Origin of the sequence: Hymenobacter montanus, assembly GCF_014699115.1 — a bacterium.
In the GTDB taxonomy this organism is placed as follows: Bacteria; Bacteroidota; Bacteroidia; order Cytophagales; family Hymenobacteraceae; genus Hymenobacter; species Hymenobacter montanus.
Genome location: NZ_JACXAD010000005.1, coordinates 247,909 through 273,972 on the forward strand (window position 1 = coordinate 247,909; position 26,064 = coordinate 273,972).

At 56.8% G+C, this 26,064-nt stretch carries 29 protein-coding genes; 11 read left to right on the forward strand and 18 right to left on the reverse strand.

Annotated elements, in window-relative coordinates; all coding sequences use genetic code 11:
- Positions 1-35: 35 nt before the first annotated feature.
- From IC235_RS06440 to IC235_RS22930, 3 genes are all read right to left on the reverse strand, one after another.
- The gene (locus IC235_RS06440; protein ID WP_191004342.1) at positions 36-653 is read right to left on the reverse strand and encodes a hypothetical protein; all 618 of its coding nucleotides are present in this window, start codon (positions 651-653) and stop codon (positions 36-38) included.
- Between the two features lie 81 nt (positions 654-734).
- The gene (locus IC235_RS06445) at positions 735-1,556 is read right to left on the reverse strand and encodes a DUF7638 domain-containing protein (protein ID WP_191004343.1); all 822 of its coding nucleotides are present in this window, start codon (positions 1,554-1,556) and stop codon (positions 735-737) included.
- On the reverse strand, positions 1,549-1,740 hold the full coding sequence (locus IC235_RS22930; RefSeq protein WP_449405150.1) for a DUF7638 domain-containing protein: 192 nt from the start codon (positions 1,738-1,740) through the stop codon (positions 1,549-1,551). Before IC235_RS22930 ends, IC235_RS06445 begins: the two co-directional genes overlap by 8 nt.
- A 340-nt stretch (positions 1,741-2,080) precedes the next feature.
- Between IC235_RS22930 and IC235_RS06450 the strand changes: the two genes are divergently transcribed.
- Both IC235_RS06450 and IC235_RS06455 read left to right on the forward strand, forming a co-directional pair.
- Positions 2,081-2,920, forward strand: coding sequence for a hypothetical protein (locus IC235_RS06450; protein WP_191004344.1), 840 nt, complete (start codon positions 2,081-2,083; stop codon positions 2,918-2,920).
- Positions 2,921-3,343: 423 nt separating this feature from the next.
- Positions 3,344-3,832 (forward strand): cold-shock protein, encoded by a 489-nt coding sequence (locus tag IC235_RS06455; protein ID WP_191004345.1) that lies wholly within the window; start codon positions 3,344-3,346, stop codon positions 3,830-3,832.
- A 111-nt stretch (positions 3,833-3,943) separates the two neighbouring features.
- Here IC235_RS06455 and IC235_RS06460 read toward each other — a convergent pair whose 3' ends face one another.
- The 5 genes from IC235_RS06460 to IC235_RS06480 all read right to left on the reverse strand — a co-directional run bounded on the left by IC235_RS06460 (position 3,944) and on the right by IC235_RS06480 (position 10,103).
- Positions 3,944-4,213: a hypothetical protein gene (locus IC235_RS06460; protein ID WP_191004346.1), complete on the reverse strand. Its 270-nt coding sequence runs from the start codon at positions 4,211-4,213 to the stop codon at positions 3,944-3,946.
- Positions 4,214-4,323: 110 nt separating this feature from the next.
- Positions 4,324-4,659 carry a hypothetical protein gene (locus IC235_RS06465; RefSeq protein ID WP_191004347.1) on the reverse strand — a complete coding sequence of 112 codons (336 nt, stop codon included), beginning with the start codon at positions 4,657-4,659 and terminating at the stop codon, positions 4,324-4,326.
- 448 nt (positions 4,660-5,107) lie between these two features.
- On the reverse strand, positions 5,108-6,514 hold the full coding sequence (gene lpdA, locus IC235_RS06470; RefSeq protein ID WP_191004348.1) for a dihydrolipoyl dehydrogenase: 1,407 nt from the start codon (positions 6,512-6,514) through the stop codon (positions 5,108-5,110).
- A 106-nt stretch (positions 6,515-6,620) separates the two neighbouring features.
- A complete protein-coding gene (locus IC235_RS06475) occupies positions 6,621-8,330 on the reverse strand; it encodes a carbamoyltransferase family protein (RefSeq protein ID WP_191004349.1) in 1,710 nt (569 codons plus the stop codon).
- A 108-nt stretch (positions 8,331-8,438) separates the two neighbouring features.
- A complete protein-coding gene (locus IC235_RS06480; RefSeq protein WP_191004350.1) occupies positions 8,439-10,103 on the reverse strand; it encodes a M1 family metallopeptidase in 1,665 nt (554 codons plus the stop codon).
- Positions 10,104-10,493: 390 nt separating this feature from the next.
- Here IC235_RS06480 and IC235_RS06485 point away from each other — a divergent pair, with 390 nt between their 5' ends.
- From IC235_RS06485 to IC235_RS06520, 8 genes are all read left to right on the forward strand, one after another.
- On the forward strand, positions 10,494-11,198 hold the full coding sequence (locus tag IC235_RS06485; protein WP_191004351.1) for an RNA ligase family protein: 705 nt from the start codon (positions 10,494-10,496) through the stop codon (positions 11,196-11,198).
- Positions 11,182-12,285 (forward strand): AAA family ATPase, encoded by a 1,104-nt coding sequence (locus IC235_RS06490; protein ID WP_191004352.1) that lies wholly within the window; start codon positions 11,182-11,184, stop codon positions 12,283-12,285. The genes IC235_RS06485 and IC235_RS06490 overlap by 17 nt, the downstream gene beginning before the upstream one ends.
- Before the next feature lie 50 nt (positions 12,286-12,335).
- Positions 12,336-12,779, forward strand: coding sequence for an Imm8 family immunity protein (locus IC235_RS06495; protein WP_191004353.1), 444 nt, complete (start codon positions 12,336-12,338; stop codon positions 12,777-12,779).
- Positions 12,780-12,845: 66 nt separating this feature from the next.
- The gene (locus IC235_RS06500; protein WP_191004354.1) at positions 12,846-13,298 is read left to right on the forward strand and encodes an Imm8 family immunity protein; all 453 of its coding nucleotides are present in this window, start codon (positions 12,846-12,848) and stop codon (positions 13,296-13,298) included.
- Positions 13,299-13,645: 347 nt separating this feature from the next.
- Positions 13,646-13,792: an Imm51 family immunity protein gene (locus tag IC235_RS22770; RefSeq protein WP_394355245.1), complete on the forward strand. Its 147-nt coding sequence runs from the start codon at positions 13,646-13,648 to the stop codon at positions 13,790-13,792.
- Between the two features lie 90 nt (positions 13,793-13,882).
- Positions 13,883-14,053 (forward strand): hypothetical protein, encoded by a 171-nt coding sequence (locus IC235_RS06510; RefSeq protein ID WP_191004355.1) that lies wholly within the window; start codon positions 13,883-13,885, stop codon positions 14,051-14,053.
- Positions 14,054-14,394: 341 nt separating this feature from the next.
- Positions 14,395-15,000 (forward strand): hypothetical protein, encoded by a 606-nt coding sequence (locus IC235_RS06515; protein ID WP_191004356.1) that lies wholly within the window; start codon positions 14,395-14,397, stop codon positions 14,998-15,000.
- Between the two features lie 225 nt (positions 15,001-15,225).
- Positions 15,226-16,188, forward strand: a complete 963-nt coding sequence (locus tag IC235_RS06520; protein WP_191004357.1) for an EamA family transporter — start codon at positions 15,226-15,228, stop codon at positions 16,186-16,188.
- A 209-nt stretch (positions 16,189-16,397) separates the two neighbouring features.
- Here IC235_RS06520 and IC235_RS06525 read toward each other — a convergent pair whose 3' ends face one another.
- Positions 16,398-16,778: a hypothetical protein gene (locus IC235_RS06525; RefSeq protein ID WP_191004358.1), complete on the reverse strand. Its 381-nt coding sequence runs from the start codon at positions 16,776-16,778 to the stop codon at positions 16,398-16,400.
- A gap of 355 nt (positions 16,779-17,133) precedes the next feature.
- Between IC235_RS06525 and IC235_RS06530 the strand changes: the two genes are divergently transcribed.
- Complete coding sequence (locus IC235_RS06530) at positions 17,134-19,494, forward strand: PAS domain-containing hybrid sensor histidine kinase/response regulator (RefSeq protein ID WP_191004359.1); 2,361 nt, start codon at positions 17,134-17,136, stop codon at positions 19,492-19,494.
- Between the two features lie 51 nt (positions 19,495-19,545).
- Here IC235_RS06530 and IC235_RS06535 read toward each other — a convergent pair whose 3' ends face one another.
- The 9 genes from IC235_RS06535 to IC235_RS06575 form a co-directional block, all read right to left on the reverse strand.
- Complete coding sequence (locus IC235_RS06535; protein WP_191004360.1) at positions 19,546-20,313, reverse strand: LytR/AlgR family response regulator transcription factor; 768 nt, start codon at positions 20,311-20,313, stop codon at positions 19,546-19,548.
- Between the two features lie 210 nt (positions 20,314-20,523).
- Positions 20,524-21,054 carry a DUF4126 family protein gene (locus IC235_RS06540; protein ID WP_191004361.1) on the reverse strand — a complete coding sequence of 177 codons (531 nt, stop codon included), beginning with the start codon at positions 21,052-21,054 and terminating at the stop codon, positions 20,524-20,526.
- A 194-nt stretch (positions 21,055-21,248) separates the two neighbouring features.
- Entirely contained in the window at positions 21,249-21,710 is a 462-nt protein-coding gene (locus tag IC235_RS06545; protein WP_317173538.1) for a hypothetical protein, read from the reverse strand.
- Positions 21,711-21,781: 71 nt separating this feature from the next.
- Positions 21,782-22,477: a carboxypeptidase-like regulatory domain-containing protein gene (locus IC235_RS06550; RefSeq protein WP_191004362.1), complete on the reverse strand. Its 696-nt coding sequence runs from the start codon at positions 22,475-22,477 to the stop codon at positions 21,782-21,784.
- A gap of 192 nt (positions 22,478-22,669) precedes the next feature.
- Positions 22,670-23,134, reverse strand: coding sequence for a hypothetical protein (locus IC235_RS06555; protein WP_191004363.1), 465 nt, complete (start codon positions 23,132-23,134; stop codon positions 22,670-22,672).
- Between the two features lie 101 nt (positions 23,135-23,235).
- Positions 23,236-23,616 (reverse strand): hypothetical protein, encoded by a 381-nt coding sequence (locus tag IC235_RS06560; RefSeq protein ID WP_191004364.1) that lies wholly within the window; start codon positions 23,614-23,616, stop codon positions 23,236-23,238.
- A gap of 49 nt (positions 23,617-23,665) precedes the next feature.
- Entirely contained in the window at positions 23,666-24,121 is a 456-nt protein-coding gene (locus tag IC235_RS06565; protein WP_191004365.1) for a hypothetical protein, read from the reverse strand.
- Between the two features lie 586 nt (positions 24,122-24,707).
- Positions 24,708-25,001 (reverse strand): BLUF domain-containing protein, encoded by a 294-nt coding sequence (locus IC235_RS06570; protein ID WP_191004366.1) that lies wholly within the window; start codon positions 24,999-25,001, stop codon positions 24,708-24,710.
- 200 nt (positions 25,002-25,201) lie between these two features.
- The gene (locus IC235_RS06575; RefSeq protein WP_191004367.1) at positions 25,202-25,828 is read right to left on the reverse strand and encodes a Crp/Fnr family transcriptional regulator; all 627 of its coding nucleotides are present in this window, start codon (positions 25,826-25,828) and stop codon (positions 25,202-25,204) included.
- Between the last annotated feature and the right edge of the window lie 236 nt (positions 25,829-26,064).

Here is a 26,064-nt window from a genome sequence, read left to right on the forward strand (position 1 = left end):
TTGCCCAACCGATATAGGTGCCCGAGATTCTTCGTTTATAAATTCCCGTAAACTACGATATAGTCTGCGTATTTTAATTTGTCGTCAAACCACTGGATAAGTTCTTGTAGAAATCGCATGACCTTTGGGTCACCTGCCTTTATTCTATTAACGCGTTCAACTATTTGCCTACAAGTTTCAGCATCAAAATGATTATATCCGCAACAATCAAAACACTCTTCTCTGCTTTTATCCCAAGGGTCTTGTAGTGGAAAAACTGATCTAAAACAGTGTATGGCATATTCAAAGTCATTTATTGGAATAAAAATATCATCTCGTTTAATTATTTTATAGCCTTCTCCGTTTCTATCTTCAGGCCACAAGATAAATCCTATTTCATTCTTACGTACTTTATCTTCTCTCGTGGTAATAATTACTTTTCTCGCGTGAATGCGTTCAATTGCCTTAGCCTTATCATAGTTACATATTTTATAGACCTCTCTGGCCGTTTCTTCGTCACACTCTGTTATATTGCTAATATCTTTTATGGTACTTATATGAAATTCCTGCTGGCAAGCCAATAGGTCGCCGTTATTATTCCTTATAAGCTCAGTTGCTCTATCCAACGGGACTGATATCGTTTGTCTTAATATTTTTATCCTTTCAAAGTCCATACGATTGCCAGTTACTGATGGATAACGTTTTCTAGGTTAGTGGTGAGATAGTTGATAAGTTACTGATCAATTACTATTCTCTTAGTCGTTCGAATCAGGAATATTTATCGTGGGTAACTGCTCTCCCATAGCTTGGGCTACTTGGTAGTGGCTCCAGCCTTCGACCTCCTGCTTACCGTAAAGGATCATCCTTACCTGCGTGTCTTTTACATCCATGTCTCCTACGTACCTCCGGTGGTGGCTAGGCACCGCTTCGTAGCTGATTCTGAGCTTCTCTTTGTTGTCAGCCGTCGGGTTGTCAAGGTAGTCTTGGTGGGCCTCCCGGCAGATGTCGAGGGTTGAAAGTTCGCCTCGTAGTTCACGGAAAACATCTTTTATCTGCAGCAGTTTGTCTGTCAGGCTTATCGAGTAAAAACATTCATCTACAGTGAAGCTTCCAAGCCCATAGATGTGCACTCTAGCGTTGAGCGGGACAACTGTCGTAATCATCCCTTGCATCGCAAGGCCTTCAAATTCTTCAACACTTAGCTGCACCGGGTCCTCCAACCTGGATAAGGTGATAGTGCCATCAGAAAAGATATTTGTTTTAACCAGGTAGTATACCTCGTCAAGCTTGTAAAACAGATTTACGCTGTCGCCGTCAACCTTTTCGGGAAACAGACCGTGAGGAATCGTCTTATTCTCCTTGTATACAGTGCCTGTTCCTCCTTCACCTATCCTAACCCCATTTACAACTTTTTGGCTGTAGGTGTAGATATTTTGCAGTTCAGGGTTCAGTTCTTTTATTAGGCTTAGTACATAGTCGATAAAGCTTTCTTTGGAAAATAGCCAAGAGCCTTCTTTAATTTTCCAGCTACCTAGCTCATGAATTGAGATTTCTTCCTTATCAGGAATATTAAGCACAACCCAGCCTCTGTTTTATGTCATTTTTAAAATACCCGAAGTCTTCAAAGTTCCAGCATTGTACTCTTCCATCACTATAAACATCAATATCCACAAAGTAGTATCTGAAATTATGAATAATCGCAGGAATTGAGAATCCCTCTATTACCTGTTTCCTGTAAACTGTTGTCGAAGGCCTGATCATTTTATTCTTGTTTTACCTGAGGGGGTTAAAGCTCACTGCGACTATTTGTTGAGAAAGCACTTAATAACATCGGTAGCATACTGCCTTCCCAAAGCGGACAGCTTAAGCAAAATATGTTAATGCAAATAGGTCGTGGGTAAAAATAGGGATTCGGGCCGGAACTGGCGGCCACGGTTGAACTACGGGTTAACCAGGAATAAACAAGCAGTCAACCCGGAAGTAGCGGCAGAAAACGAAGTTTCATTGTGGTAAAAAACCGGAACGTTCCGTGCCCGACTAGGGCCGATAAGCTGAGCTAAGAAAGAAACCTAATCTGGCTATTTTGGGGTTAGGTTTGCCTATGAAGCATTTTTTACTCGCTTTGCTGCTGTGGTGGCTGGCCGGGCCGGCGAAGGCGCTCGGACAGCTTGAGCCGCTGCAGATTGCGGAGCAATTTGTGGCCCCGGCCGGGTGGCCGGAAATGAAGGAGTACCTCTGCTGTGAGGCCGCCAGCCAGGCCCGGCAAGAAACCCTGGGCCAGCAAATTCCGGCCCGGCTGCGACGGGTGTGCCAGCTCGTGCAGCAAGGGCCCGTCACCGCCGTAGTAGCCGTGGAGCTGCGCGACTCGGTAGAACGCAAAGACTTTTACCTGCACTTTAGCAAGGAGGCCGGGGCCTGGAAGCTGCTGGCCATTCGCAACCTGGCCATGACGCACCTGGGGCCGCCCATGGTCGAAATCCTCGCCAACATGCCCCCGGCCGAGGTCCGCGACTACAACCAGAAGCACCCCGATGCCAGCCACTCCTTTACCCTGGGCAACCTCCGGCTGTGGACCAGTGCCGACGCCGACATTGCCGCCTACTTCGCCCGTAGCCGGGCCGACTTCCAGAAGCTCCTGCACCTGGTACAAGCCGGGCAGTATTTCGCTCCCGCCCCAGGCGCCACCGAAGCTTCCAGCGAAGAGGCCGCCAACGCCAACCGGGCCGTGCACGCCCTACTCCGTAAGCTGTACCTGGCCCGGGTGACCCGCCGCGCAACCGGCTGCAATTGCCCGGAGTTTGTCATTGGCGGCCGGGTGGGCAGCACGGTGGGCTTGCTCTACCAGCCCGAAGCAGCCCTGCTTCCCGTCATGGACCCCAACCACCTCATCGTGCTCAAGCCGCTGAGCAATGATGGCTGGTACCTGTATAAAACGATCTGACAATGGGCGAAAAAGTGGCTCTTTCCCGGGGGTGAAGACCGCCCTCAACTATTTCGACCGACGCCCCGGCCCAACTGCAGAAAGACCCGTTGTCAGTCAGATAATAATTAATCGCCTTAGCAGCCAGGACCCTGTCTCTAGCTCAAGGGCAGAAAACAAAGTCGGCTGGTAGCCTGGTTTTTCCAGACCACTGCCCGGCAGCAGGCGTGGCAAGGGGCGCGGTGGAATGGACCTGAAACTGAGTGTAAGCGCAACGAAACTTCTGCTAGCCGCTCGTAGCCGGTTCTGGCGGTCGTGGGGCCAAGAACCGTGAATCGATGGTTCGCCTTGGGTTATGTTGTATCTTCGTCTCTATCCAACCGGCTGTTTTAATGTGCAGAGTTAACTGGTTGAACTAACACAATGATTTAACAGCACAAAACTATGGGTAGGTCACAAGAGACTTTTGGTAAGAAGGACAACGAAAAGAAGCGGGCGAAGAAGAGAACCGAGAAGGAGGAGCGCAAAGCCGAACGCCAGGCCAACGCTAAATCAGGCCAGGCGCTGGAAGAAATGTTGGCTTATGTCGACGAGGATGGCAACATCTCCGCTACGCCGCCCGATCCCAATAAAAAGCGCATTATCAAAGACGAGGACATTCAGATTGGAGTAGCCCGCCGCACCAACGACGATGAAGCCGACCCCGTGCGCACGGGCATTGTGAGCTTCTTTAATGAGTCGAAAGGCTATGGCTTCATCAAGGACCAGCAAACCCAGGAAAGCATTTTCGTACACGCCAACGGCCTGGCCAGTGGCCCCATCGGCGAAAACGACAAAGTGACATTTGAAGTGGAAATGGGCCCGAAAGGTCCGAATGCGGTCCGGGTAAAGAAAGCGACTGCCACTCCTCCCCCAGCGCCCACTCCCGTCTAGCACCACTACTCCAACTTAGCAGAAAAGGCTGAGGCTTGGTAGCTTCAGCCTTTTCTGTTACCAGGGACGGTACCTTCTCTGACTATCTGGCTAATAGTAGAAATGAGGTCGCTAAGCCACGCTCTCGTCCATAGCGGCGAGGCTTTCTTCGGCGGCGGCCGCGTCGGGAGCCGTATTGGTGGTAGTGGCAGCCGTTTTGCCGCGACGGTTGGCCAGGTAGCCCCAGCCCAGGGCCACTAAGGCGGCGCCACCAACTACTTTCTGGGTTGTGCTCAACCCGCCGAGGCGGCTGGTCGTGCCTTTGCTCAGTTTTTTAAGCGACTTAGCGGCTCCGCTCAGCAAATTCTTCTTGCCGGCTTTGTTTTTCTTGTTCTTTTTCATGAGGCTTCACTTGAGTTAAAAAGAGAATATCCAGGAACGTGCAAAGGCCGCAACGGGATGCGTGCTAAAGCCCGCCGTCGACTGCTGGGCCAGGCCCTTGGCACCTTGATTTAGGTGGCTTTCGTGCGTTTCCGGCTTTTTCGAGGCGCCGCTGCCGGCGGGACCGTTTCGGCATCGTCAGCAGCGTACGCCGCTTCTACTGCGGCGGGCAGCGTTGCGGCGTCGTTGGGCGCGCAGGGGCTGGCAACTCCATCAGCCTGCTTAGCCAGGTAAGTGAGGCCCGCGGCCAGCAGGGCAATGCTGCCTACTATTTTCTGGCCGGTGCTCAGCTTCCCGAGCTGTTTGGTCACTTTGCGGTACTTTTTGAGCGATACGGCCGCCACGTCAAGGAGGTCGTCCGACACCGGGAGCTTGTCTTTTTTTGCCTTCTTCTTGTCTTTGGCCATAATCGTACGGGTTGGGATATTGGTACAAAATGCCGTGGCACCTTGGCTAGCGGGTAAGGGCGAAGCTAGCCCGCCTCTCTACCCCAGAGGGGGGTATTCGCAAGCTTCGGCTCGAAGGTTTCTTTTTAATTGCTCCCTGCCCGACGGCGAGCTGCGCGACGTTAAAATAGTTTTTTTCACTTCGTGGCAGTCATGTTGCGCGGTCCGGCCAAGTACATTGGCCGACCGACCAAAGGAGCAACCCGGCAGCTGTTTGAGACTTATTTGAAGATGTGTGGCTCGCCCATACTGCTTTCGACGAACATGCTGCAATGCACTCCGGCTAAGCTAAAAACCTTACTCGCGGCCCGACTGCTAAATTGACTCGCCCAGCAGGCGTCGGTCGCCTCAAAAACAAAACGGCCGGAGCTTGCGCAGCCCCGGCCGTTTTTGTAGCAGTTAGCCGCCACTACATATGAATCGCCCGGTTCTCGGTCGCGGCCAAACACGCCTCTTTCATGGCCTCGGCGTAGGTCGGGTGCGAGTGGCTCATGCGGGCCACGTCTTCGGCGGAGGCGCGGAACTCCATGGCGGTCACGGCTTCGGCGATGAGGTCGGCGATGCGCGGGCCGATCATGTGGACGCCCAGGATTTCGTCGGTGGTTTTGTCGGCCAGCACCTTCACGAAGCCGTCGGTGTCGCCGCTGGCGCGGGCCCGGCCGCTGGCCTTGAAGGGGAAGGAACCCACCTTGTAGGCCTTGCCCTGCTCCTTGAGCTGCTCCTCGGTGTAGCCCACACCCGCCACTTCGGGCCAGGTGTACACCACGCCGGGAATGAGCAGGTAGTTGATGTGGGGCTTCTGGCCCACGATGGTTTCGGCCACGAACACCCCTTCTTCCTCGGCCTTGTGGGCCAGCATAGCCCCCCGAATCACGTCGCCGATGGCGTAAATTCCAGGCACGTTGGTTTGCAGGTGCTCATCGACCTTGATCCGGCCGCGCTCTTCCATTTCCACGCCGGCGGCTTCCAGGTTGAGGCCGGCGGTGTAGGGCACCCGCCCCACGGCCACCAGGCAGTAGTCGCCCTCAAACTTCACCTCCTCCCCTTTCGGATTGGTGGCGGTCACGGTTACGGTATCGCCGCTGCGGGTGGCGCCGGTCACTTTGTGGCTGAAGAAAAACTCGATGCCGATTTTGCCCAGCACCCGGCGCAGTTCCTTGCCCAGGCCCCGGTCCATGGTCGGGATGATGCTGTCCATGAACTCCACCACCGACACCTTCGCGCCGAGGCGGGCGTACACCGAGGCCATTTCGAGGCCAATCACGCCCCCCCCGATTACAATCAGGTGCTTGGGCACTTCGCGGATGTTCAGGGCCTCGGTGCTGGTGATGATGCGCTCCTTGTCCTGCGGAATGAACGGCAGCACCGTGGGCTTGGAGCCGGTGGCGATGATAACGTTTTTAGTTTCGATCTGCTGGGCTTCACCGCCCGCCGCGGGTGCGATGCTAAGATGGTTTTTATCGACGAAGGAGCCCACGCCGGTAAGGACGTCGATTTTATTCTTCTTCATCAGGTAGGCAATGCCGTCGACGTTGGCCTTCACCACGCTGGCCTTGCGGTCGATCATCTGGTTCATGTCGACGCGCAGGTTGTCGAGCTGAATGCCGTGCTCCTTAAAGGCGGTGTGGGCGTTGTGGTAGTGCTCCGACGAGTCGAGCAGGGCCTTGCTCGGGATGCAGCCCACATTGAGGCAGGTGCCGCCCAGAGTCGGGTATTTCTCAATGAGGGCCGTTTTGAGGCCAAGCTGGGCGCAACGGATGGCGGCCACGTAGCCCCCCGGGCCGGAGCCGATGACGGTGACGTCGTACTGATTCATAGAGCCAAAAATTCGATGATTGTTCGCGGAGCGAAGGTACGGCACAGCCGATGCCGGGCGGCAGAGAAGCTGACCGTAGGCTCGGCCCGCCCCGACGGATGTAGCATTACTTGCTCAACAAAAAAGGCCCCAGCACCAGCGCCTCCAGGCCCGACTGGAAGTAGCAGTCCAGGGCATCGGCGGGGGTTTCGACCAGGGGCATGCCGTTCACGTTGAAGGAGGTGTTGAGCAGCACGGGCGGGTGGCCGAGCTGTTCAAATTCCAGCAGCAGCCGGTGAAACAGGGGGTTGTCGGCGGCCCGTACGGTTTGCAGGCGGCCCGTGCCGTCGTCGTGGGTCACGGCCGGCAGTTGCGCCCGCAGCGCGGGGCGCAGGGGAAATACTTTCTCCATGAAAAACGAGGTTTCGCCCACCGGCAATTCGAATACCTCATCCTGGCGCTCTTCCGGCACAGCCGGGGCAAAGGGCCGGAAACCTTCGCGGTACTTGATGCTGGCATTCACGCGGGCCTTGGTATCGGGCCGCCCCGGGTCGGCCAGGATGCTGCGGTGCCCCAGGGCGCGCTGCCCAAATTCAGAAGCCCCCTGAAACCACCCCAGCACCTGCCCCTGGTGCAGCCGCTCGGCGGCGGCGGCCACTACGTCGGCCGGGCGCTCGTAGCGCAGGCGGCGGCGCTGCAGCTCGGCCTCCAGGGCCGCTTCCGGATACACTCGCCCAAAGAAGTTGTGGCGGCTGGGCTCGGCCGAAGGCGCCGGGTGCCCCAGCACGAAGCGGTGCCCGTAGCGGGCGCTGCCCACGCTGATACCGGTATCGTCGGGCGTGCCGCCGATAAATAGCTCTGTATACGGGGTACGCTGGCGCAGCTTGCCGTTGAGCACGGAATTCATCAGGACTCCCCCGCCCAGCACCAGGCGGCGCTGGCCGGTTTGGGCGTGCAGGTTAGCAAGCAGCTCAAACACCACCTCTTCGACCAAGTGCTGCACGGCCGCCACGAGGTCGTATTCGCGTTGGGTGAGGGGCGCGTTGCGGGCCAGCGGCGGGCCCAGCAGGGCTACCAGCTTGGGGGAATAGTAGTGCGGAGTAAAGGGCAGAAAAAACTCAAAGTAGCTCAGGTCCACTTCGTAGCCCAGGCCCGTTACCTGGAGCAGGGGGCGCAGCTGGTCGTAGTACCGCCGCCAGTTGCCCCGGGCGGCCAGGGCCATCACCTTCCACTCGTCGCCGTTGGGCTGAAAGCCTAAAAACTCCGTGAATGCCGAGTAAAACAGCCCCAGCGAATGCGGGGTCCGATTGGCCGCCAGCTCGGCGAAGCCCGCAGCCGTGGCCGTGCCCAGCAGCCCGGTTGTGGTTTCCCCGAACCCATCGGCAATAAAGAAGTCCGCGGCGGCGAAGCCCGAAGCCAGCAGCCCATTGGCCAGGTGGGCGTGGTGGTGGTTGACGTAGTGCACCCGGGTTTGCGCTCCTCCTACACCGTGCAGCGTCTGGCCAAGGCTGGCTACGCCCCCCCGCAGCGCCACCAGCTCATTCAGCGCGAGCTGGGCCAGCTGGCCGCGGTCCTGGAAAGCCGCGCTGCTGTTGAAGGTGGGCTTGGTCAAATACGGAGCCGGGTTCCAGCCGATGAACACGTCGGTCAGGGCTTCGATGGAAACCCCCGCCACCTCGCAGCAATACCGGATGGCCTGGCGCGGAAACGACTTATCCTGCTTCACGCGGCTCAGGCGCTCCTCAGCAATGGCTACCAGCACTTCGCCATCCGGCCCCAGCAGGCACGCCGACGAGTGAAACCCACTACAGTTGATACCCAGAATAACAGCTGGCATAGATGCACATTGGTGTTCAAAGTGCCAAATTACTCGCCAGCCAGTGCGCACCAGGTTTGGGCAGGAGCCCTTCCGCGAGTACGAGCAGTAGTAGCGGCTTAGCCTGGTTTAATCCACCAGCACCCCGATGTAATAGTTAAGGGTGTCCACTTCCAGGTTTTCGCGGGTGGCCCCCGGCAGCTGCTTGATTGCCTCAAACTTAGTTGTGGGCTTAATGAACTGGTACTCGCCCCCCTTCAGCCGCAGGCGAACGGGCATGTCGAAGCCGGGCACGTCGGCCACCCAGCGGGCCAGGGCTTGGTTGTTTTCGAAGCGGATTTCCAGGGTGGGAATGTTGGCGTAACGCAGGTACTGGTCGAAAATCCTGGTCAGATCCTGGCCGCTGCCGCGGTTGAAGTAGTCGATAACCTGCTGGCCCGTGACGGTTTGGTGGTAGAAGCTGCCGGAAAGCCCGCGCAGCAGCTGCCGCCATTTTTCATCGTTGTCGACGATAGTACGCAGCATGTTGAGCAGGCTGCTGCCCTTGTCGTACATGTCGCTGGAGCCGTCGCGGTTCACCCCGTAAGGCCCAGTGATGGGCGCGTCGTTCTGGATGTTGCGCCGCTGGCCGTGGATGTACTCCTGCCCCGCCCGCTTGCCAAACTGGCTTTCCACAAACAACGCCTCGGAGTAGGTGGTGAAGCCTTCGTGCACCCACATGTCGGCCACGTCCTGGGTGGTGATGCTGTTGCCGAACCACTCGTGCCCGCTTTCGTGGACGATGATAAAATCCCACTTCAGGCCCCAGCCCGTGCCCGAGCGGTCCTTGCCCAGGTAGCCGTTCTGGTACTTGTTGCCGTAGGCCACGGCGCTCTGGTGTTCCATGCCGAGGTGGGGCGCATCCACCAGCTTGTAGCCATCCTCGTAAAACGGGTAAGGGCCAAACCAATGCTCCAGGGCTTTGAGCATGGGCTTCACGTTGGCAGCGAACTGGGCTTTGGCCTTAGTCAGGTTTTCGGGCAGCACCCAGTAGTCGAGGGTGAGGGGGCCTTTCTCACCAGCATAGAGGTCGGCGAAGTGCTGGTAGTCGCCCACGTTCAGGGCCACGTCGTAGTTGTTAATGGGGTTACGCACGGCCCAGTCGAAGCGGGTGTAGCCGCCCTTGAGCTTGGTTACTTTGCGCAAGCGCCCATTCGATACGTCTTTCAAGCCCGCGGGCACGCTCACGCTGATGAGCATGCTGTCGACCTCATCGGCCTGCTGGTCTTTGGTGGGCCACCAGATGCTGGCGCCCACGCCTTGGCAAGCCGTGGCCACCCAGGGCTTGCCCTGGGCGTCGCGGGCGAATACCATGCCCCCGTCCCAGGGGGCTTTTTTCGCCACCACGGGGTTGCCGGAGTAGGACACCATAAATTCTTCGCGCTGGCCCTTCTCAATAGTTCTTGGGAAGGTCACGAACACGGCGTTGGCCTCGCGGGTGAAGGGCAGGGCCTGGCCCTGGTACCGCACCTGCTCCACCTTCAGGTTGGCAAACAGGTCGAACTGCAAGCGCCTAAACTCTTGAGTGGCCGTGAAACGAAACAGGTTGGTGCCACTGATGAACTGGCGGGCCACATCCACCTTCACGTCGAGGTGGTAGTAGTTGATATCGTAGCAGGTGCGCAGGGGCGTTTGGCCGCCGCGCAACGAATCCGCCCGGGTGAAGGCGGCCGGTTTGGGCTGCAGCAGTTGCGCAGCCGCTGGCCGCCACGCTCCCAGCAGGGTCAGCAGCCCGATAAGAACTTTATTTTTCATGCACAAAGCAACAACGCCCCCGGGAATAGGAGCCCGCTGGCCGGCACGGTAAACCGCCCTACCACCCCGACGGTCAGTACTCGCGCCGGACACGGGACAGACGGGGCACCCCTCGTAACGCGGACTCTGCGAGTCCGCGAGTAGCCAAACGGGCCCAGCAAGCCGCAGCCTCCCATCATCTTCTGCCTGTTCCACCACAGCGGGCAGAACTTCCTTTAAATACCAAACTTTTCCTATCTTTATCACCAGATTTCAAAGCCGTTTGATTAACGGTTATTTGAAAAACAACCCTTTAACCGAATAGGAGCCATGTAATCTCTTTAGAAACAGACTGTTAATCTGCCCAATGCACAATCGGGCCAGGCCGTCTTTTATCTAAATTGAAATACCATGTCCCTATCAGAAAAATACGGGAGGACGTACCATTATCCGTTTTCTCCCGGCACTACCAGCGACGACAGAATAAGCACCGGTTACTGGGAAGATCTTTCCCACATCACCACGGTCATTCATACCGAAAAGCTGGATGGTGAAAACAATTTCCTGTCCCAATACGGCGTATTTGCCCGCTCCCACGCGGCCCCGACAACTTCCCCCTGGACGCGGGCGCTCCGTGAAAAGTGGAGCATGCTCAAGCGCGATCTGGGCGACTACGAGATCTTCGGGGAGAACCTGTATGCCATCCATTCGATTCGGTACCCTGAAATCGACCAGCATTATTTCGTGTTTGGCGTCCGTGAAAATGGTCGTTGGCTCTGCTGGGAAGAAACGGCTTTTATTGCTTCATTTTTTGATTTTCCAACAGTCCCCGTTCTTGGCACGTCTAGCCTTCCGAGGGAGCGCACCGTTTATGAGCAGGAGCTGCTGCAACTGGTTCAACTAGCCGGAACCTTCGGCTCAGTAGATGTCCAGACCGGGGAGCCGTGTACCATGGAAGGAGTCGTGACGCGAAACGTGGAAGCCTATGAAGCGGCCGATTTCCGGAATAACGTGTGGAAATACGTTCGGAAAGGCCATGTGAAAACCGACGAACACTGGATCCGCAACTGGAAACGGGCCCCCTTAAATTTTGAAAAACATGTGGCGCATACATGAGTGCACCGATTGGGATTCGCTGCGACAATTCGGCTGGGTGCGTGATATGCGCGGAATTCCGCAAAGCCCCATTCATCATGCGGAAGGAGACGTGGAAATTCACACCCGCCTGGTGCTGGAACAGTTGGAACAGCTTCCGGAATACCTGGAACTACCCGAACAGGAGCAGCACCTTGTCTGGGCCGCGGCCTTGCTGCACGACGTGGAAAAACGGTCCACAACGATAACCGACGAAAACGGAAGCATCGTTTCGCCGGGGCACGCCAAAAAAGGCGCGCTGACCGCACGATCCATCTTGTACCGGGAAGTGCCGACTCCTTTCGCTATCCGGGAAGAAATTGTTGGTCTGGTGCGTTACCACGGCCTTCCGCTCTGGGTCTTCGAGAAGCCCGATCCGGTTCGGGCCTTGCTGAAAGCCAGTCTGGAAGTGAACACGCGTTTGCTGGTACTGCTGGCGAAGGCCGACATTCTGGGCCGGATCTGCTCCGATCAGCAGGAGATGTTGTACCGAATAGAAATGTTCCGGGAGTTCTGCATTGAACAGGACTGCTGGGGAAAACCGAAGGAATTCCCCAGCGACCTGGCCCGTTTTCTATACTTCCGGAAGGAAGAACAAACGGCCGATTACGTGCCTTTCGATGACCGGAAAGCAGAGGTGGTCATTCTGAGCGCCATTGCCGGGAGCGGAAAGGACCATTACCTGAAGCAGCATCATGCCGAGCACGAAGTCATTTCACTCGATGAAATGCGCCGGGCCCAGAAGATAAGTCATGGGGATGCCAGGGGTAACGGACGTATTATACAGGCGGCAAAGGAACGGGCCAGGGAATGCCTGCGCAAACACCAGCCGTTTGTCTGGAATGCAACTTCCATTACGGCCCAAATGCGCGAACAATTAGTTGACCTGTTCGAAGTGTACAACCCGGTTATTCGGATCGTATACCTGGAAGTGCCTTATCAACAGTTACTTTCCCAAAACAGGAACCGGCAGTTTCCGATCCCGGAAGCAGCCCTGGAGAACATGATTGCTAAACTCGAGGTTCCGAAATTGTGGGAAGCGCATACTGTACAGTATAGCGTGAAGTAAGGCTGCAACCTTGAGCCAGTACAAGGGCTGGGACTATCGTTTGAAATAGGATGAAGAACAACGTGAGCCTGTACGATATAAATGCATACGCGCCAGGCGTAAAAATCGATTTGAAAGAGTATAAGCCCGACTTATCAAAACCGTTTTATTTCTACTTGGAAATATACGTGAAATATTCAGGCGTTGGAGATACGGATGATTTATTTTCAGTTGTCATCGCAAATCCGGCAGGCCTTACAGAATATTACCAGAATGAGCACACACAGAAGGAAGTCGCTTTTGGCGATAAGATTATAATATTCAAATATAATTATTCTTATGAAATACTTCACCAATTCATTGAAAATCTGGTTGATATGTGCAACGGCAGAAATGTTTATGAATCAAGCATACTATTACAAAGATTTTTTGTGAAAGTTGACTTTTTAAGAAGTTTTCCCAATGGAGACTATTATACTCTTTTTAACACTATTAAGAGAGGGAAGAAAAGCTGATTTACTCATTATGGATAGCAATACAAAAGCCATAAATAGTATTTATGAATTTAAAATAGGAACACCATGAAAAACAACATAGAATTCTATGGTATGCATGCAGATGGCCCCTGTTTAAAAAGAATGAGTTTAGAACACTATAAGCCCGACTTAGCAAAGCCATTTTATTTTAACTTAGAGATAAGTGTAAGATATCTTGACCTTGGCGTTGAAGATGCTATTGGTTCGTTTTCAGTTATTATCGCAAACCCTACAGGCATTACAGAATATTACCAGAATGAAATCATAAATAGAGAAATTGTTTTCGGTGAAAAAGTCATAATATTCAAAGAAAACTACTCCCACGAGTCTCTTCACCAATTTATTGAAAACTTAGTTAATACATGTAACGGCAGGAATAGCTATGAATCAACTATATTACTATTACGCTTTTTTGAAAGCGTGGATTTTTCCGGAGGTCCGCCTAATGGAGACTACTATCTTCTTTTTGATAAAATCAAGCAGAAGGACTCTGACTGATTTATACTTTACAGAAATAAGGAACATGACTTCTCATTCAAGTAAGCCTACAGTCGCCATAAATCAAATCTAAATAAAACAAAAAGCAACACTTTATATTATAGATCAAAACAAAGAAACACACAAACTCAAAAACAAAGTAACCATGGAAGCAGATTTTGAAAGTATTATCAACCCTTTCTTTTGGGTTCAGCATGATAATCATGTGTCAGTGTGCCTGAATGTCGGAGAGTATAAACCCGACATTTTTAAATCAAGAGAAGATGAAGGCGTTTGAGGGCAATGGTTATGACTGGGTATAACTTGCAAAAGTATTCTTAGAAGAACAACATCCTGAACTACTTGACGTGGTTGATTTTGATCCGGAGGGAAGCATGTTTTGTGCGTATTCTTCCGATGCAGATGCGTTGAAGAAGTTTATTATTTACTTCAAACAGGCCTGTGAAAATAATGAGCAAATACAAGACTTATTTTCCAGAGCAGAGGTAGATTAACATAAATTTCAGCGCAAATAAGCCCTGCTTCAATCGAAGCAGGGCTTATTTGCTTATTCGACACTGACAATCAGTTTTAAACGTTAACTTATGAACAAGACCCTCGAGTCATTCTTGCAGGAAGTGGTTGGCGCTGTAAAAATCAAAGAGAAGATACTGCAAAATATGAAAACCAATGCAGAAAATGATATAATATTAAATTTATTTGATCTGGAATTTGATTTTAAAACCAGAATAGTAACGATAAAATTATTATATTAAGGACGTAAAATACCCGCCCACAATACTGGATTTCTCACAATTCAGGAATGCGCTCCAAGCTCTCTCAGATAAGAAAGCAGGGTTGCATTAGTATCAATAGCTTACCGGTGGTAATCGTGGGGTTGAAGAAAGAAGCGGCCGGCTTACGTGCGTAACGCCTGTTGCTGGCTGCTATTCGCAGAGTTGGAGTTCACCAAGCCCGTTCACCGCTCAAAGCTGCCGAAACATTGCTTCAGGATGAATTGGCTACGCCCGCACCTCGACCCGGAACCCAAGCAGCCTGGTCGCTTCGTTACCCGCAACCGATTAGCTTGCGTGGCATGACGTACCCTCCTCGGACCATGACTACATACTTTCCCTTGTTGGGCCGGCGCGCGGTCGGGCTGGTGGCGGGGGTGCTCGGGTTCATGGTCGCCCCGTTGGCCTGTGAGCAGGCGGCCCGTCCCCCATCGGCAAGCCCCGTTGCGGGCGCGCAGGCCTTGGCCCCCACGCTGACCATTGTGCCCGCTCGTTATGCGGACGCGGTCTTTCCCGATGACGTCCTGTCCGCGAGTGGTGACCGCTCTTTGTTTCATGTGCTCCTCTACAATCCCTCTGATAAGCCCCTGCGCCTGTTCGAGGAATGGAACAGCTGGGGGTACTTCGGATTATCCTTCGACCTGACCTACCCCGATGGCCGGGTCGTGCACTCGGAAAAAACATCCGTCGGCTGGGACAAAAATGTTCCCACCTTCACCGTCATTGCCCCGAAGGGATACTACGTGTTCGAGGTTAGCTTTGACCCGAGTCGGTGGAAGAACTCGGTGCTACTGGAAAAAAGCGGGGAGCACGGCCGAAAATGTCGCCTGCGGGCCATTTACTCCATTCCGTCCGACCCAGAGGCGGTCAAATACGGGGTGTGGACCGGCACAATTCGCTCAGCGGAAAGGGCTTACATCGTTTACTAGTAGGCGGCGGGGAGGCCACCGCTTGCCCGGGCGGGTGTTTCATCGAATTCCGAATAAGCTTCCAGGAGATTGGTGGGCCAAGCCAGCTTCCTCGCATCATTACCCCGGCGGACGGGTTGCCCCGAGTGCGCGCTAGCTCAGCCAGCCCGTGGGTCGTTTCATCGAACCCCGAATAAGCTTGCGCGGGGGTGGAACGTAATTTTGGGCCCGCTCTTTTTGGTATTTATGTCTGATTCTGGTTCTACTGCCCCTTCGCGGACGGCGTTGCTGACGGCTTTCGCCTTGGTTTATCTGATTTGGGGGTCTACATATCTGGTCATGAAGCTGGCCGTGGCCAGCATGCCACCGCTGCTCATGGCCGGCACCCGCTACAGCCTGGCGGGCGGCCTGCTCTACCTGTTCATGCGTCGGCGGGGTGAGCCCCGCCCTACCGGGCAAGGCTGGGGGTTCGCCGCCATCATTGGGGTGTGCCTGCTGGGGTTTGGCAACGGCGGCACCACCTTTGGCGTGCTCTACCTGCCCAGCGGCATTACGGCGCTGCTGGTGGCCACGGTGCCCATGTTTCTGGCGGTGCTGGGCTGGCTGAGCGGGGTTTCGCCGCGGCCCACGAAATGGGTAACGCTCGGGCTTTGCGCCGGGATGGTAGGCATGTACCTGTTGGCCGCGCATCCTACCCCAACCCCGGTAAAGCAGCCCGGCCACGCGGGCCTGGGCATTTTCGCCGTGCTCACCGCCGCGCTGCTCTGGTCGGCGGGTTCGCTCTACGCGAAAAACCACCGGCCGGCACCCTCCCCCTTTCTCTCGGGCGGCATGCAGATGCTGTGCGGCGGCGGGGCCATGCTGCTGGTGGGCCTGGCGCGGGGCGAGGCCGCCGGCTTCGAGCTGGCGCAAGTCACCGCCAAATCCTGGCTGGCCTACGCTTACCTGGTCACTTTTGGCTCCATCGTCGCCTTCACGGCCTACATCTGGCTGTTGCGCACCGTGGAACCGGCCCTGGCGGGCACCTACGCTTTTGTAAACCCCGTGGTGGCCGTGCTGCTGGGCTGGGGTTTTGCCGGCGAAAGCCTGAACCCGCAGATGCTGGGCGGGGCCGGGCTCATCGTGCTGGCCGTGGTGCTGGTGGTACTCGGCGGACGCGGCAAGCCCCAGGTGCCCGCGGCGGCTTCCGTAGTAGCCAGCCAGGCCTAGCTACCTCCTCCTGGGCCAGCCGAAAGTGGGCCCGCCTGCCGTTCGGGCGGCTCAGCCCGGTCAGACCCTGCCCGCCTCTTCGGCCCTCGGCCCAGACGCAAGAAAGCCACCCCGCTTCAGGGTGGCTTTCTTCAACTTATCAGGATAGTATAACTTATCAGGGTATATAATCTGATCGACCGGTTAGGGTAAACCAGGGGTAGCAGGAATTACTTCAGCATATCGGCTTCCTGGCGGCACACGTCGCGGGCAATGGCCAGGTTGGTTTCGCGCGAATTCACCACCAGGTAGATGAACTTCTTACCATCTTCCGACACGTTGATCAGGTGCAATTGGTTCGAGAGCGTGATGAGGATGTCATCGATCCGCTCGCCTTGCAATTTCAGGGCAGCCATGGCCTTCTGCTTCTGCTTGATCACTTCGGTGTTGTAAGCAGCGGCGGTTTCGGGATTTAGGCTGGGCGAGTTAGAGTGCGACGCCAGGGCCATGCCGGAGTTTATATCTACGACGGCCACGGCCATCAGGCTGGGCAGGGAGTTGATGATGTTTTGTACACACTGACCAGCGGGGGAGGAAGTAGAGTAAGCCATGATGGGGTTGGAATGAAAAAGAGAGAAATGAAAAAGAGAGAAATAAAGAATTTAAGACGGAGGAAGTCAACAGCAGGCAAGCGGCATAAATGAAGGAGCTCTCTTCATTGGGTCAGCCTTTGTTGCCCCGTTGACATTACAATGATAATGGGCGCATTCAGCCCCTTTTTTACGTTTTTGCTGGATTAGCACATTTATGATGTGAACGACCGTATTTTTGCAGTGAGTACGCGCGGTAATAGGCTGTTTCTAATTCAACCCCGGCCGGAAGCGCAAGGCTATCGGGCTGGCGGCCCGGCCCGCCGACGGCTTACCCAAGGGGTACTCCTCTCCTACTGCCCCGCATCTTCGTTTTATGCCCGATTCTGCTCGTTCTACTGCTTCTTCCGCTGCCACGGCACGCATCGCGGAACTGGAGCGCGCCTTGCGGGAAGCCAACGACCGCGCGGCCGCCACCGAGCGCCACCTGGCCGGGCTGCTGGAACAAGCCGGCCCGGGCATGCTGCTGCTGGCGCCCAACGGCACCATCAAACGCCTTAACCGCGCCCTGGGCCACCTGCTCGGGCTAGGCGAGCCGCGCCAGCCCTGGGAGGGCCAGCCTGCCGATGTACTTTTTGCCCACTTGCAGCACCTGGCCGCGGAGCCGGCTCAGTACGCCCGCCACCTCGCCGCCCTGCGCACGACCCAGCAGCCGATGCTGGGCGAGCTGCTGCCGCTGCGCGACGGCCGGGTGCTCATCCAGGACTACGCGCTGCTGCCGGGCCAAAGCGAGGGCGGTCGCAACGAATTATTCACGTACCGCCTCGCTCCCCAGTTGCCCCAGGCGGGGCCCGCCAGCGACATGCAGCATAACGAGCTGCTGCAGTACCTGCCGGCCGCCGTGGCCACGCACGACTTGCAGGGGGTGCTGCTTTCCTGCAACCATACGTTTGCCCTGTTGCTGCAATCGCCGGTGGCGGAGCTCGTGGGGCGGTCACTAACGGAGTTGGTACCCGCGAGCGACCCTCCTGCCACAGTGCCCGCGTACCTGGCGCAGTTCAGCCTTCGGACGGCGGCAACGGGCTTGCTGCCCGTGCAAGCCCGCGACGGGCAGCTCCGGCAGCTGCTTTACAACGCCTACCGGGTCAGCCGCGCGGGGCAGCCGGCCCACGTGCTCTTCTGCGCCCTCGACACCACCGAGCGGATGCAGGTCGAGGCCGAGCTGAAGCGCGCGAAAGAAAAAGCCGAAGCCTCGGCGCGCGCCAAGGAAACGTTTCTGGCTAACCTCAGCCACGAAATCCGCACTCCCATGAACGGGGTGCTGGGCATGGCCCGCCAACTCACCAAAACGCGGCTCGACCCCGGCCAGCAGGAGCTGCTGCGCATTATTCAAGCGTCGGGCGAGCACTTGCTGTCGGTGCTCAACGAGGTGCTGGACATGACCAAAATCAGCTCGGCCCGCCTCGAGCTGGAGCAAGTGTCGTTCAACTTGCGCGAGTCGATGGAAGAAGCCCTGCGGCCCCTGGCCGTGCAGGCCGCCGACAAAGGCATCGTATTTCACGCCACCCTGCTCGAGCAAAACGACGACGTGCCCCGGGTCGTCGGCGATGCCTACCGCCTCAACCAGGTGCTGATTAACCTGGTATCCAACGCCATTAAGTTCACCTCGGCCGGGGGCAGCGTCTCCATCAGCGGGGCGGTTACGGGGCGAACCGACACCCACCTCACCGCCTTATTCCGCCTCACCGATACCGGCACCGGCATTCCGGCCGATAAGCTCGAATACATCTTCGAGGACTTCGCACAGGCCGGAGTCGACACGGCGCGGCGCTACGGCGGCACCGGGCTGGGCCTGGGCATCGCGCGTGCCCTAGTTGAGCAAATGGGGGGCACCCTGACGGTTGACAGCCAACTGGGCTGCGGCAGCACCTTTCAGTTCAACGTTACGCTGCCCTGCGCCGCCGGCCCGGAAACCACGTTGCTCCCCCCGCCCCTCGACACCGGCGCCCTGCGGGGCCGCCGGGTACTGGTGGCCGAAGACAACGGCATCAACCGCGAAGTGGTCCGCCTGCTGCTGCAGGGCTGGGGCGTGGTGGTCGACGAAGCCGAGGATGGCCCGGCCGCCCTGGCCCTGCACACCGAGCGCCGCTACGATGCCGTATTGATGGACATTCAGATGCCCGGCATGAGCGGAGTGGAAGCCACCGCTCAGATCCGCCAGCACCCCGACCCGGCGCGGGCCCAGGTGCCCGTCCTGGCCCTGACGGCCAACGCCTTCCGCTCCGACCTCGACCGCTACCTCAAAGCCGGCATCAACGACTGCCTCACCAAGCCCTTCAAGGAGGAAGAGTTCTACCGCAAGCTGGTCGCGCTGGTGTACCCGCCCGAGACGCCGCTTTACAACCTGGCCGAAGTGCACGAAATGGCCGACGGCGACCAGGCATTTGTCGAGCGCATGGTGCGTTCGTTTCTGCTGCACATGCCCCCCATCGTGCACCAGTTGCAAACGGCCGCCGCCGCCGGGCAGTGGACTCAGGTGGCCAAGCTGGCCCACCACATCAAGCCCAACCTGATTCAATTTGGCATTGCCGACGTCGAGCAGGCCCTGCAGCAGCTGATGCCCGTGCCCACGGCGGGCACCAAAGCCCCCAAAGGCCGCGCCGCAGCCGTGCAGCAGCTGGTGCAACAGGTCGAACGAGTGCTGGCCGAGCTACCCGCCTGCCTGGTTAGCGGTTAGCGGCGCGCTTTTGACTCAGGGGCCGCTGTTTTCAACTAACCACTCGGCCGCCTACAGGGCTCGCAGGCGCTGGGCGAACTCCTCCTGGTAGGGCCGGCTCACGGGCACCTCGTGGGGGCCAATCTTCAGCAAGTTGTCGGCCATTGCTTCCACGCGGTGCAGGTTTACGATGTAGGAGCGGTGCACGCGCACGAAATGCCGGAACGGCAGCCGTTCCTCGATGCTCTTGAGCGTGCCCCCCACGACGTGCTTGTGCTTGTCGGTAACCAGCACCACGTAGGTCGATAGGGCTTCGATGAAGAGCACATCTTCGAAATTGATGCGCAGCAGCTTGCCGTTGATTTTCACGAACAAGTCGGTGCCCGAGGCCGAGATGTCGGTGGGCAGGGTCGCGCTGGCCGGCCCCGCCGCGGCGGGCAGAGCTGGCGCAGCCGGGGCCTGGTACTGCTCCGTGACCCGGGCAATGGCCTGGCAAAAACGCGCGTAGCCCACCGGCTTCACCAGGTAATCGAGCACGCGCAGCTCGAAGGCATCGACGGCGAAAGAGGCGTGGGTCGTGACCAGAATAACGGCGGGCTTGGGATCGGGCAGCAGCTTCACCAGTTCCAGCCCGCTGAGGTGGGGCATTTCAATATCGAGCAGCAGTACCTCGGCCCGCCCGCCGGCGTGAAAATACGCCAAGGCCTCCACCGCGTCCGGAAAAGAGGCGGCCAGCGTCAGCTGGTCGTGGCGCTGCACCGAGCGCTCCAGCGTGAGGCGGTTGATTTCGTTGTCGTCGATGATAATGCAAGCGAGCGGGGCTGCGGCGGTAGAGTTCATAGAAGAGGCATCAGCTTGCACAATGGGCAGGTTTTGGCGGCCTCCCCTTGTCAGTGGTGAGTTAGCAGAAAATCCAACCCACCAGCAGCCTCAAATTTAGCGAAGCCGAAAGCAATTAGCCCCGCAATCGCGCAGGCCGGCTCTCCGAAAGTCCGGCCGCGCCACGCCCGCCGCGCCCAGAACTCGGATTCCTCCAAATTCTTACCAGTGTTACAGCGGCCGCCACTGCCCCGGCACTGGCCGCGGCCCGCTTAACAAGGCGGCCCCACCCGCTAGCACCAGCGCATCCTCCCCCACGCCCACCAGCGCGACGGGCACACCCGACCGTGCGCTGATGCCCGTCCGCAGCGCGTAGCTGATAAAGGTGGCGCCCACCGCCACTACCCCGCCCAGCAAGCCGCCGGTGAGCGCGCAGCCGTGGCGCGACTTATACCACGCCGCCCCCACCAGGGCCCCTGTTAGCAACCGCCCCAGCAGCACCGGCGGCGCAATGCGGTCGGGCATATTCGGCAACTTGTCAGCCACCATCTCGCTGGCCGCCAGCACCTTCAGCGCCGTAGCGGTGGCTGGTTTTCGCAAAAACCGCAAGGGCGACCCGGCTAAGCCAGCCACTGGTTGCCGCACGAGGTAATGGCTCAGAAAGGCCGGGGCGCTCAGGCTGCGCATGCCGGCCAGCGTGGCAAAGCCCAGAACCGGCCAGAAACGGGCCGGCCGCTGGGCGGACGAAAGATTTTTTTTCATGCTCTGGCTACGAAACGGATGAAGGACAGCTATCGCGGCTTTAACGGCTACTGCCCCGCACGCGTTGGCTGCGCATGGCCGAACCACTCCAAAACCCAAGAAGCCCATCCAGGCATTGGATGGGCTTTTTGCAGCGGTCCTATTTGTTTCGAGTGGCCTTTCTGGCTTACGCGCTGGCGCCCGGTACCGGGGCCTTAGTTGATTTCGTCAACGTGAGCGCGCAGCACTTCGCGGGCCACGGCCAGGTTCGTCTCGCGCAGGTTCACCACCAGGTAGATGAACCTCGTGCCGTCGGAGCTGAGCATTAGTAGGTGCAGCTGATTGGTGAGGGTAATGAGGATGTCCTGAATCTCTTCGTCGGTGATTTTCAGGGCAACCAGGGCTTTTTGCTTCTGCCTCACCACTTCCGTGTTATAGGTAGCTGCTGTTTCCGGGTTGATGCCCGGCGAGTTGGAATGTGAGGCCAGGGCCAGGCCGGAGTTAAGATCGACTACGGCCACGGCCAACAGGCCCGGCAATGCCGTCATAATAGATTCTATCGCCTTGCCCGCCGGGCTGGTCTTGGAGTGGGCCACGGCGGCTGAAGAATCCGCAGTAGCCAGCAACGACTCTTTGAGCTTCTTCTCGACGTGCTTTCGGTAGGTCCTCGCTTTCACTATAGGATAACACGGATGGATAGCTGTAGCGCTGGTTTTAGTTTGCGCGTTAGGGGTACAGCCTAAATAATTTAGAAAAACAACCAGTGCCGGCGCTTCTGCTCACGGGGCTGCAAGGTAACACTTTCGGAGCTCGCACTGTTGGCTTTCACCTCCTGATCGTAGTAGCCGCCGTAGCCATATTGCAGCGTGGCGGTGGCCGCCGTGCCCGCGGTCATTTGCAGCGTATACTCGCCATTCGCATTGGTGCTGACGCCTTGGCCGGAGCCTTTGCGCAGTACGGTGGCCCCAACCAGGGGCTGGCCTTTCTCGTCGACGATGCGGCCCCGCACCATAATTGTGCGCGAGGCAGCGGCTTCGGCGGCAACGTTGCTGGCGGTTTCCACGGCGGTATAATCGGCGGTGCTGATGGGCATTTCGGTAATCAGGTTGTGCGAGGGCAGGCGGGTACCGGCCATCGATACCCCGGCCACTAGCGCGGCAGCGCTAACCATCGTCAGGGCCCGGCGACGGAACCGCTGGGGCTGCTCCCGGATAAAGCGCATTTGCTTCTGCACCCAGGTAGTGGGGGCCACTGCGTCGACTTCCTCGGTGCTCATCTCGTGCCAGCGCGTCACGGTAGAGTGGGCCTCCGAGGCGTCGCTGCGGAGGTATTCTTCCACGGCACGAGCCGAGGAGCGGGCCAAGTCACCGCGCAAATAGGCGTCGCGGTATACCGGTAACAATTCGCCGGTTTGGGGATCGAAGGGGGTAGCGGTCAGTTTCATGATATTTGAAGAAAAAAAGGTTAAAAATTTTTAGAAAAAATAGAATGAATGAGGAGTCAACTGCCCAGCCTCAGGCCTCAGCTCACCGCGGCCAGGCCAAGCAGGGCTGATTTCCGACTGTTAGTTGGATTTTAAGAGGAAGAGGGCCCCTAGAGCGCGATTCAGCGCGGGTGGAGGCTCAGTAGCGGCGGGCTACTCCGAGATGGGGGGTTCGAGCAGCGCCATGCCGCCCCGCATCACTTCGCGGGCAATGCCGAGGTTGGTATCGCGGGAATCCACGGCCAGATAAATAAAGGAGCGGCCCGAGGGCGACAGGCGTATAACGTGTACCTGCGACGACAGCGTGAACAGCATTTCCTGGACCGTTTCCTGGTTTGGGTCCTGAGTTGCCAGCGCCGCCCGCACCTGCCGGACTACTTCGGCGTTAAAGCCGGCCACCAAGCCCGGCCGTAACTCCCGTTCGGAAGTATAGGTAGCCAGGGGCTTGCCAGTAGCCACGTCCACTACCGCGGCCATCAGCAGATCGGGTAATTCGCTCAATAGATGCCGAATGGCTTGCTCGATGCGGCTACTTCCGGGCCCGGTTGTTTCCAGCACGACCTCGTGGGTGAGGGAGCCAGTCAAGCGCTGCAGTTGCTTGATAAAAGGAATTTTCATAATGCGCGGGCGGTGCGGTCCCGGCTCAGTCTGGGGCACTTGCCGGATTGCGGACGCACCTGGCGGCAACTGGTAGAGAGGCGGTAGCTCCGCCGGTAAAGTTAGTTAAGCTGTTCGGCATTGGCGCGTAGCACATCGCGGGCAATGGCCAGGTTGGTGTCGCGGGAGCTCACTACTAAGTAGATAAACTTGCTGCCGTTGCTAGCCAGCTTCAGGAGATGAATCTGAGTGGTGAGCGTAATGAGGATATCTTCAATGACTTCGTTACTGAGCTTTAGAGCAGTCATGGCCTTCTGCTTCTGCTTCACCACTTCCGTGTTGTAGGCGGCGGCCGTGTCGGGATTGATGGAGGGCGTATTGGAATGCGAAGCCAAGCTCATGCCCGAAGTCGCGTCCACTACGGCTACGGCCATCAGGCCCGGCAAGTCATTCAAAATGTCCTGCACTACTTTGCCAGCGGGAGAATTAACGGAATAGGCCATACGGTAGGGTAATAAAAGAGGTGGGGGTAAGGGTGATTGACAGAGTAGATCAGGCGCTGATTGCCTTGAGAACCTCACGAGCTACTGCCAGGCTGGTATCTTGAGCTTTTACTACCAGATAGACAAACCATTGACTGTTTTTAGCGAGGCGAATCAGATGTAATTGCTTGCGTAGTGGAATAAGAATGTCTTCGAGTCGTTCGCCGCGCATGCTTAGCGCCGCGATAGCTTGTTTTTTTTGTCGAACTATCTCCGCGTTATAGCTGGCGGCTACGGCGGGGTTAAAACTGCGCAAGCGGCTGTATTGGGCGAGGCAGGTGCCGGTGGCGACCGATACTATGGCGACGGCGGTTAGGTTAGGCAGATGGGCTAGGGCACTTTTTAGTATTTTCTCAACTTTGCCAGTCGTCAGCTCAATTTCGTCAGGAATAGTAATTTTAAAATTCAGCTTTTCGTTTCTGAGCTGGTCTTTGTCGTTTTTATGGGCAGCGGCAGAAGTACCCATCAGTTTTATGCTAAAATTAAACTCTTTTTGGTTAGTGATTTACGGAGCTAATCCGGGGTATTTGTTAGCGCTTTTTCTATTACAAAGCTCACCAGGCAGCGACTCTAAGAAAATGACTTTTATCATTTTTAGGAATGATTTTCATCATAAATCGCAACCTTTTTCGCATCCTTTAAAATATAACTTAAACGTGTTACAACTGGCTAAACCCTTACTCCGGCCCGGCACCGGGCCCAACTCGGATACAGTTCCCACTTCGGCTCCTTGATTTATAGGCTTTGAAAGGCCTCTGGCCGCCATTAGCAGGCTAATCGGCGGGAATTTACCCTAGCTTTTTTCCTGAGAAACAGCCTTCGCCGGGGCCGCTTTTTACTCGAAATTTAGGGTCGGACGGCAATCTGCCGTTTTGGTAATTTACGGTTGCGGGGCGAAACGCGCTTGGGCGCTATTTCCGGCCCCTTCCCACGCCGTTTTACCGTCACCCCGCCGCTGGCCCCGAGCCGGCCCGATGCAGGAAAAAAGTTGCTAGCCTTGGCAACTAAAACATCCCTCCTACCCTGCTCGGACCCGGGCCGGTTGGCAGGCACTACGGGCGGTAAGCCATGGCCCAGGCGCCGAATTTGCGCTGAGTTAGGGGCTCGTCTGCCAGCTTCACTACGTCGGTATGACGCGGGTCGCGCCGTATTTTTTCGTACAGGGCCCGCACCACGGACTCCTCCCCCTCGAGCACCTGCACAAACTGCCCGTCGCGGTACAACAGCATACCGCTCACTTCGTGCGCCGTGTTATAGGTTCGCGATTTGGCTAATAAATCCTGCATGACGGTGTCGGATACGGACAGCAGGGCAGTACTCTGGTAGCTTAGGTGATGGAGTGGCATAGACTATATCGGCTAACGGCTCGAATACGTGGTTTAAAAATCCTGTTATTGGCTCTCTGGGTCGGGCTCCGCGTAAGCAAGGCAGGGCGGCGCCATATCAAGAAGTGAGTTAACGCTGCTTGTACTTTAACCTTCCCCGCCGATTTCGTTGGGGTAGTTCGGGATAGTGTGGGCGCCCCCAGGATGCGGGCGTCGCGTGCTTAGGCATAGAGGGAGACGATCTGGCTCAGGCTGTCGGCCTTCAGGATGGTGACCTGGCTCCCCCGCGTGGCGATAATTCCTTCCTCTTTGAGTTCAGACAGCAAGCGCGTAGCCGTTTCCTTGGCAGTGCCCACCAGCGAGGCCAGGTCCTCACGGGAGATGCAGATGGCGAAAGGCTGCTGGTCACCTTCCTTGCGGAAAGTATGGTACAGCAACAGCAAGGCTTCGGCCAGCCGTTCGCGCACGGGGTTGTAGGCCAGGTGCAGCATTTGCACTTCGGCGTCGCTCAGGGCTTTGGCCATCATCTGCATGAGCGAGGTGGAGAACTGCAGGTTGGCCTGCCACACGCGAAAGAAATCGGCGCGCGGAATGCAGCAGACCACGCAGTCGTCGAGCGCGACGGCCGAGGTGGAGTACCGGGTACCGGCCAGCAGCGAGCGAAAGCCCAGCACGTCGCCGGCCTTGGCTAGCCGCACGATTTGCTCCTTGCCATCGTGGGTGGATTTGGTAACCTTGATTTTGCCTTGCTTCACGCAATGCAGACCCGCAGTCAGGCTGCCCTCCATAAAAATTCGCTCTCCTTTCTGGTAGCGATGCGAGACTTTGTTATTCGATATTAAGTCCAATTCCTCGCGCTGGCAGCAGCCCATTAAAGGGCTTCGGCTACTAGGGCAGCTGCTGCAAACCGGGTCAGTATATTTTTCCATATAAGTCACAAGGTTATAGCGCGAATAGGTTTAGGCTATCAAATATACGCCGCTCTTTACATTTCCAACATTTCAAACCAGCTATTTTCAGTACTTATCCCGCAAATTGTCTATTTGAACGCGCATAATGCCCTTTTAAACGAGTATGGCGAATG

What these genes read in the sequence shown, in the direction of transcription:
- IC235_RS06440 (WP_191004342.1), bottom strand. Translation starts at nt 653, where the DNA reads ATGGACTTTGAAAGGATAAAAATATTAAGACAAACGATATCAGTCCCG.
- IC235_RS22930 (WP_449405150.1), bottom strand. Translation starts at nt 1,740, where the DNA reads ATGATCAGGCCTTCGACAACAGTTTACAGGAAACAGGTAATAGAGGGA.
- IC235_RS06450 (WP_191004344.1), top strand. Translation starts at nt 2,081, where the DNA reads ATGAAGCATTTTTTACTCGCTTTGCTGCTGTGGTGGCTGGCCGGGCCG.
- IC235_RS06455 (WP_191004345.1), top strand. Translation starts at nt 3,344, where the DNA reads ATGGGTAGGTCACAAGAGACTTTTGGTAAGAAGGACAACGAAAAGAAG.
- IC235_RS06460 (WP_191004346.1), bottom strand. Translation starts at nt 4,213, where the DNA reads ATGAAAAAGAACAAGAAAAACAAAGCCGGCAAGAAGAATTTGCTGAGC.
- IC235_RS06465 (WP_191004347.1), bottom strand. Translation starts at nt 4,659, where the DNA reads ATGGCCAAAGACAAGAAGAAGGCAAAAAAAGACAAGCTCCCGGTGTCG.
- lpdA (WP_191004348.1), bottom strand. Translation starts at nt 6,514, where the DNA reads ATGAATCAGTACGACGTCACCGTCATCGGCTCCGGCCCGGGGGGCTAC.
- IC235_RS06475 (WP_191004349.1), bottom strand. Translation starts at nt 8,330, where the DNA reads ATGCCAGCTGTTATTCTGGGTATCAACTGTAGTGGGTTTCACTCGTCG.
- IC235_RS06480 (WP_191004350.1), bottom strand. Translation starts at nt 10,103, where the DNA reads ATGAAAAATAAAGTTCTTATCGGGCTGCTGACCCTGCTGGGAGCGTGG.
- IC235_RS06485 (WP_191004351.1), top strand. Translation starts at nt 10,494, where the DNA reads ATGTCCCTATCAGAAAAATACGGGAGGACGTACCATTATCCGTTTTCT.
- IC235_RS06490 (WP_191004352.1), top strand. Translation starts at nt 11,182, where the DNA reads ATGTGGCGCATACATGAGTGCACCGATTGGGATTCGCTGCGACAATTC.
- IC235_RS06495 (WP_191004353.1), top strand. Translation starts at nt 12,336, where the DNA reads ATGAAGAACAACGTGAGCCTGTACGATATAAATGCATACGCGCCAGGC.
- IC235_RS06500 (WP_191004354.1), top strand. Translation starts at nt 12,846, where the DNA reads ATGAAAAACAACATAGAATTCTATGGTATGCATGCAGATGGCCCCTGT.
- IC235_RS06510 (WP_191004355.1), top strand. Translation starts at nt 13,883, where the DNA reads ATGAACAAGACCCTCGAGTCATTCTTGCAGGAAGTGGTTGGCGCTGTA.
- IC235_RS06515 (WP_191004356.1), top strand. Translation starts at nt 14,395, where the DNA reads ATGACTACATACTTTCCCTTGTTGGGCCGGCGCGCGGTCGGGCTGGTG.
- IC235_RS06520 (WP_191004357.1), top strand. Translation starts at nt 15,226, where the DNA reads ATGTCTGATTCTGGTTCTACTGCCCCTTCGCGGACGGCGTTGCTGACG.
- IC235_RS06525 (WP_191004358.1), bottom strand. Translation starts at nt 16,778, where the DNA reads ATGGCTTACTCTACTTCCTCCCCCGCTGGTCAGTGTGTACAAAACATC.
- IC235_RS06530 (WP_191004359.1), top strand. Translation starts at nt 17,134, where the DNA reads ATGCCCGATTCTGCTCGTTCTACTGCTTCTTCCGCTGCCACGGCACGC.
- IC235_RS06535 (WP_191004360.1), bottom strand. Translation starts at nt 20,313, where the DNA reads ATGAACTCTACCGCCGCAGCCCCGCTCGCTTGCATTATCATCGACGAC.
- IC235_RS06540 (WP_191004361.1), bottom strand. Translation starts at nt 21,054, where the DNA reads ATGAAAAAAAATCTTTCGTCCGCCCAGCGGCCGGCCCGTTTCTGGCCG.
- IC235_RS06550 (WP_191004362.1), bottom strand. Translation starts at nt 22,477, where the DNA reads ATGAAACTGACCGCTACCCCCTTCGATCCCCAAACCGGCGAATTGTTA.
- IC235_RS06555 (WP_191004363.1), bottom strand. Translation starts at nt 23,134, where the DNA reads ATGAAAATTCCTTTTATCAAGCAACTGCAGCGCTTGACTGGCTCCCTC.
- IC235_RS06560 (WP_191004364.1), bottom strand. Translation starts at nt 23,616, where the DNA reads ATGGCCTATTCCGTTAATTCTCCCGCTGGCAAAGTAGTGCAGGACATT.
- IC235_RS06565 (WP_191004365.1), bottom strand. Translation starts at nt 24,121, where the DNA reads ATGGGTACTTCTGCCGCTGCCCATAAAAACGACAAAGACCAGCTCAGA.
- IC235_RS06570 (WP_191004366.1), bottom strand. Translation starts at nt 25,001, where the DNA reads ATGCCACTCCATCACCTAAGCTACCAGAGTACTGCCCTGCTGTCCGTA.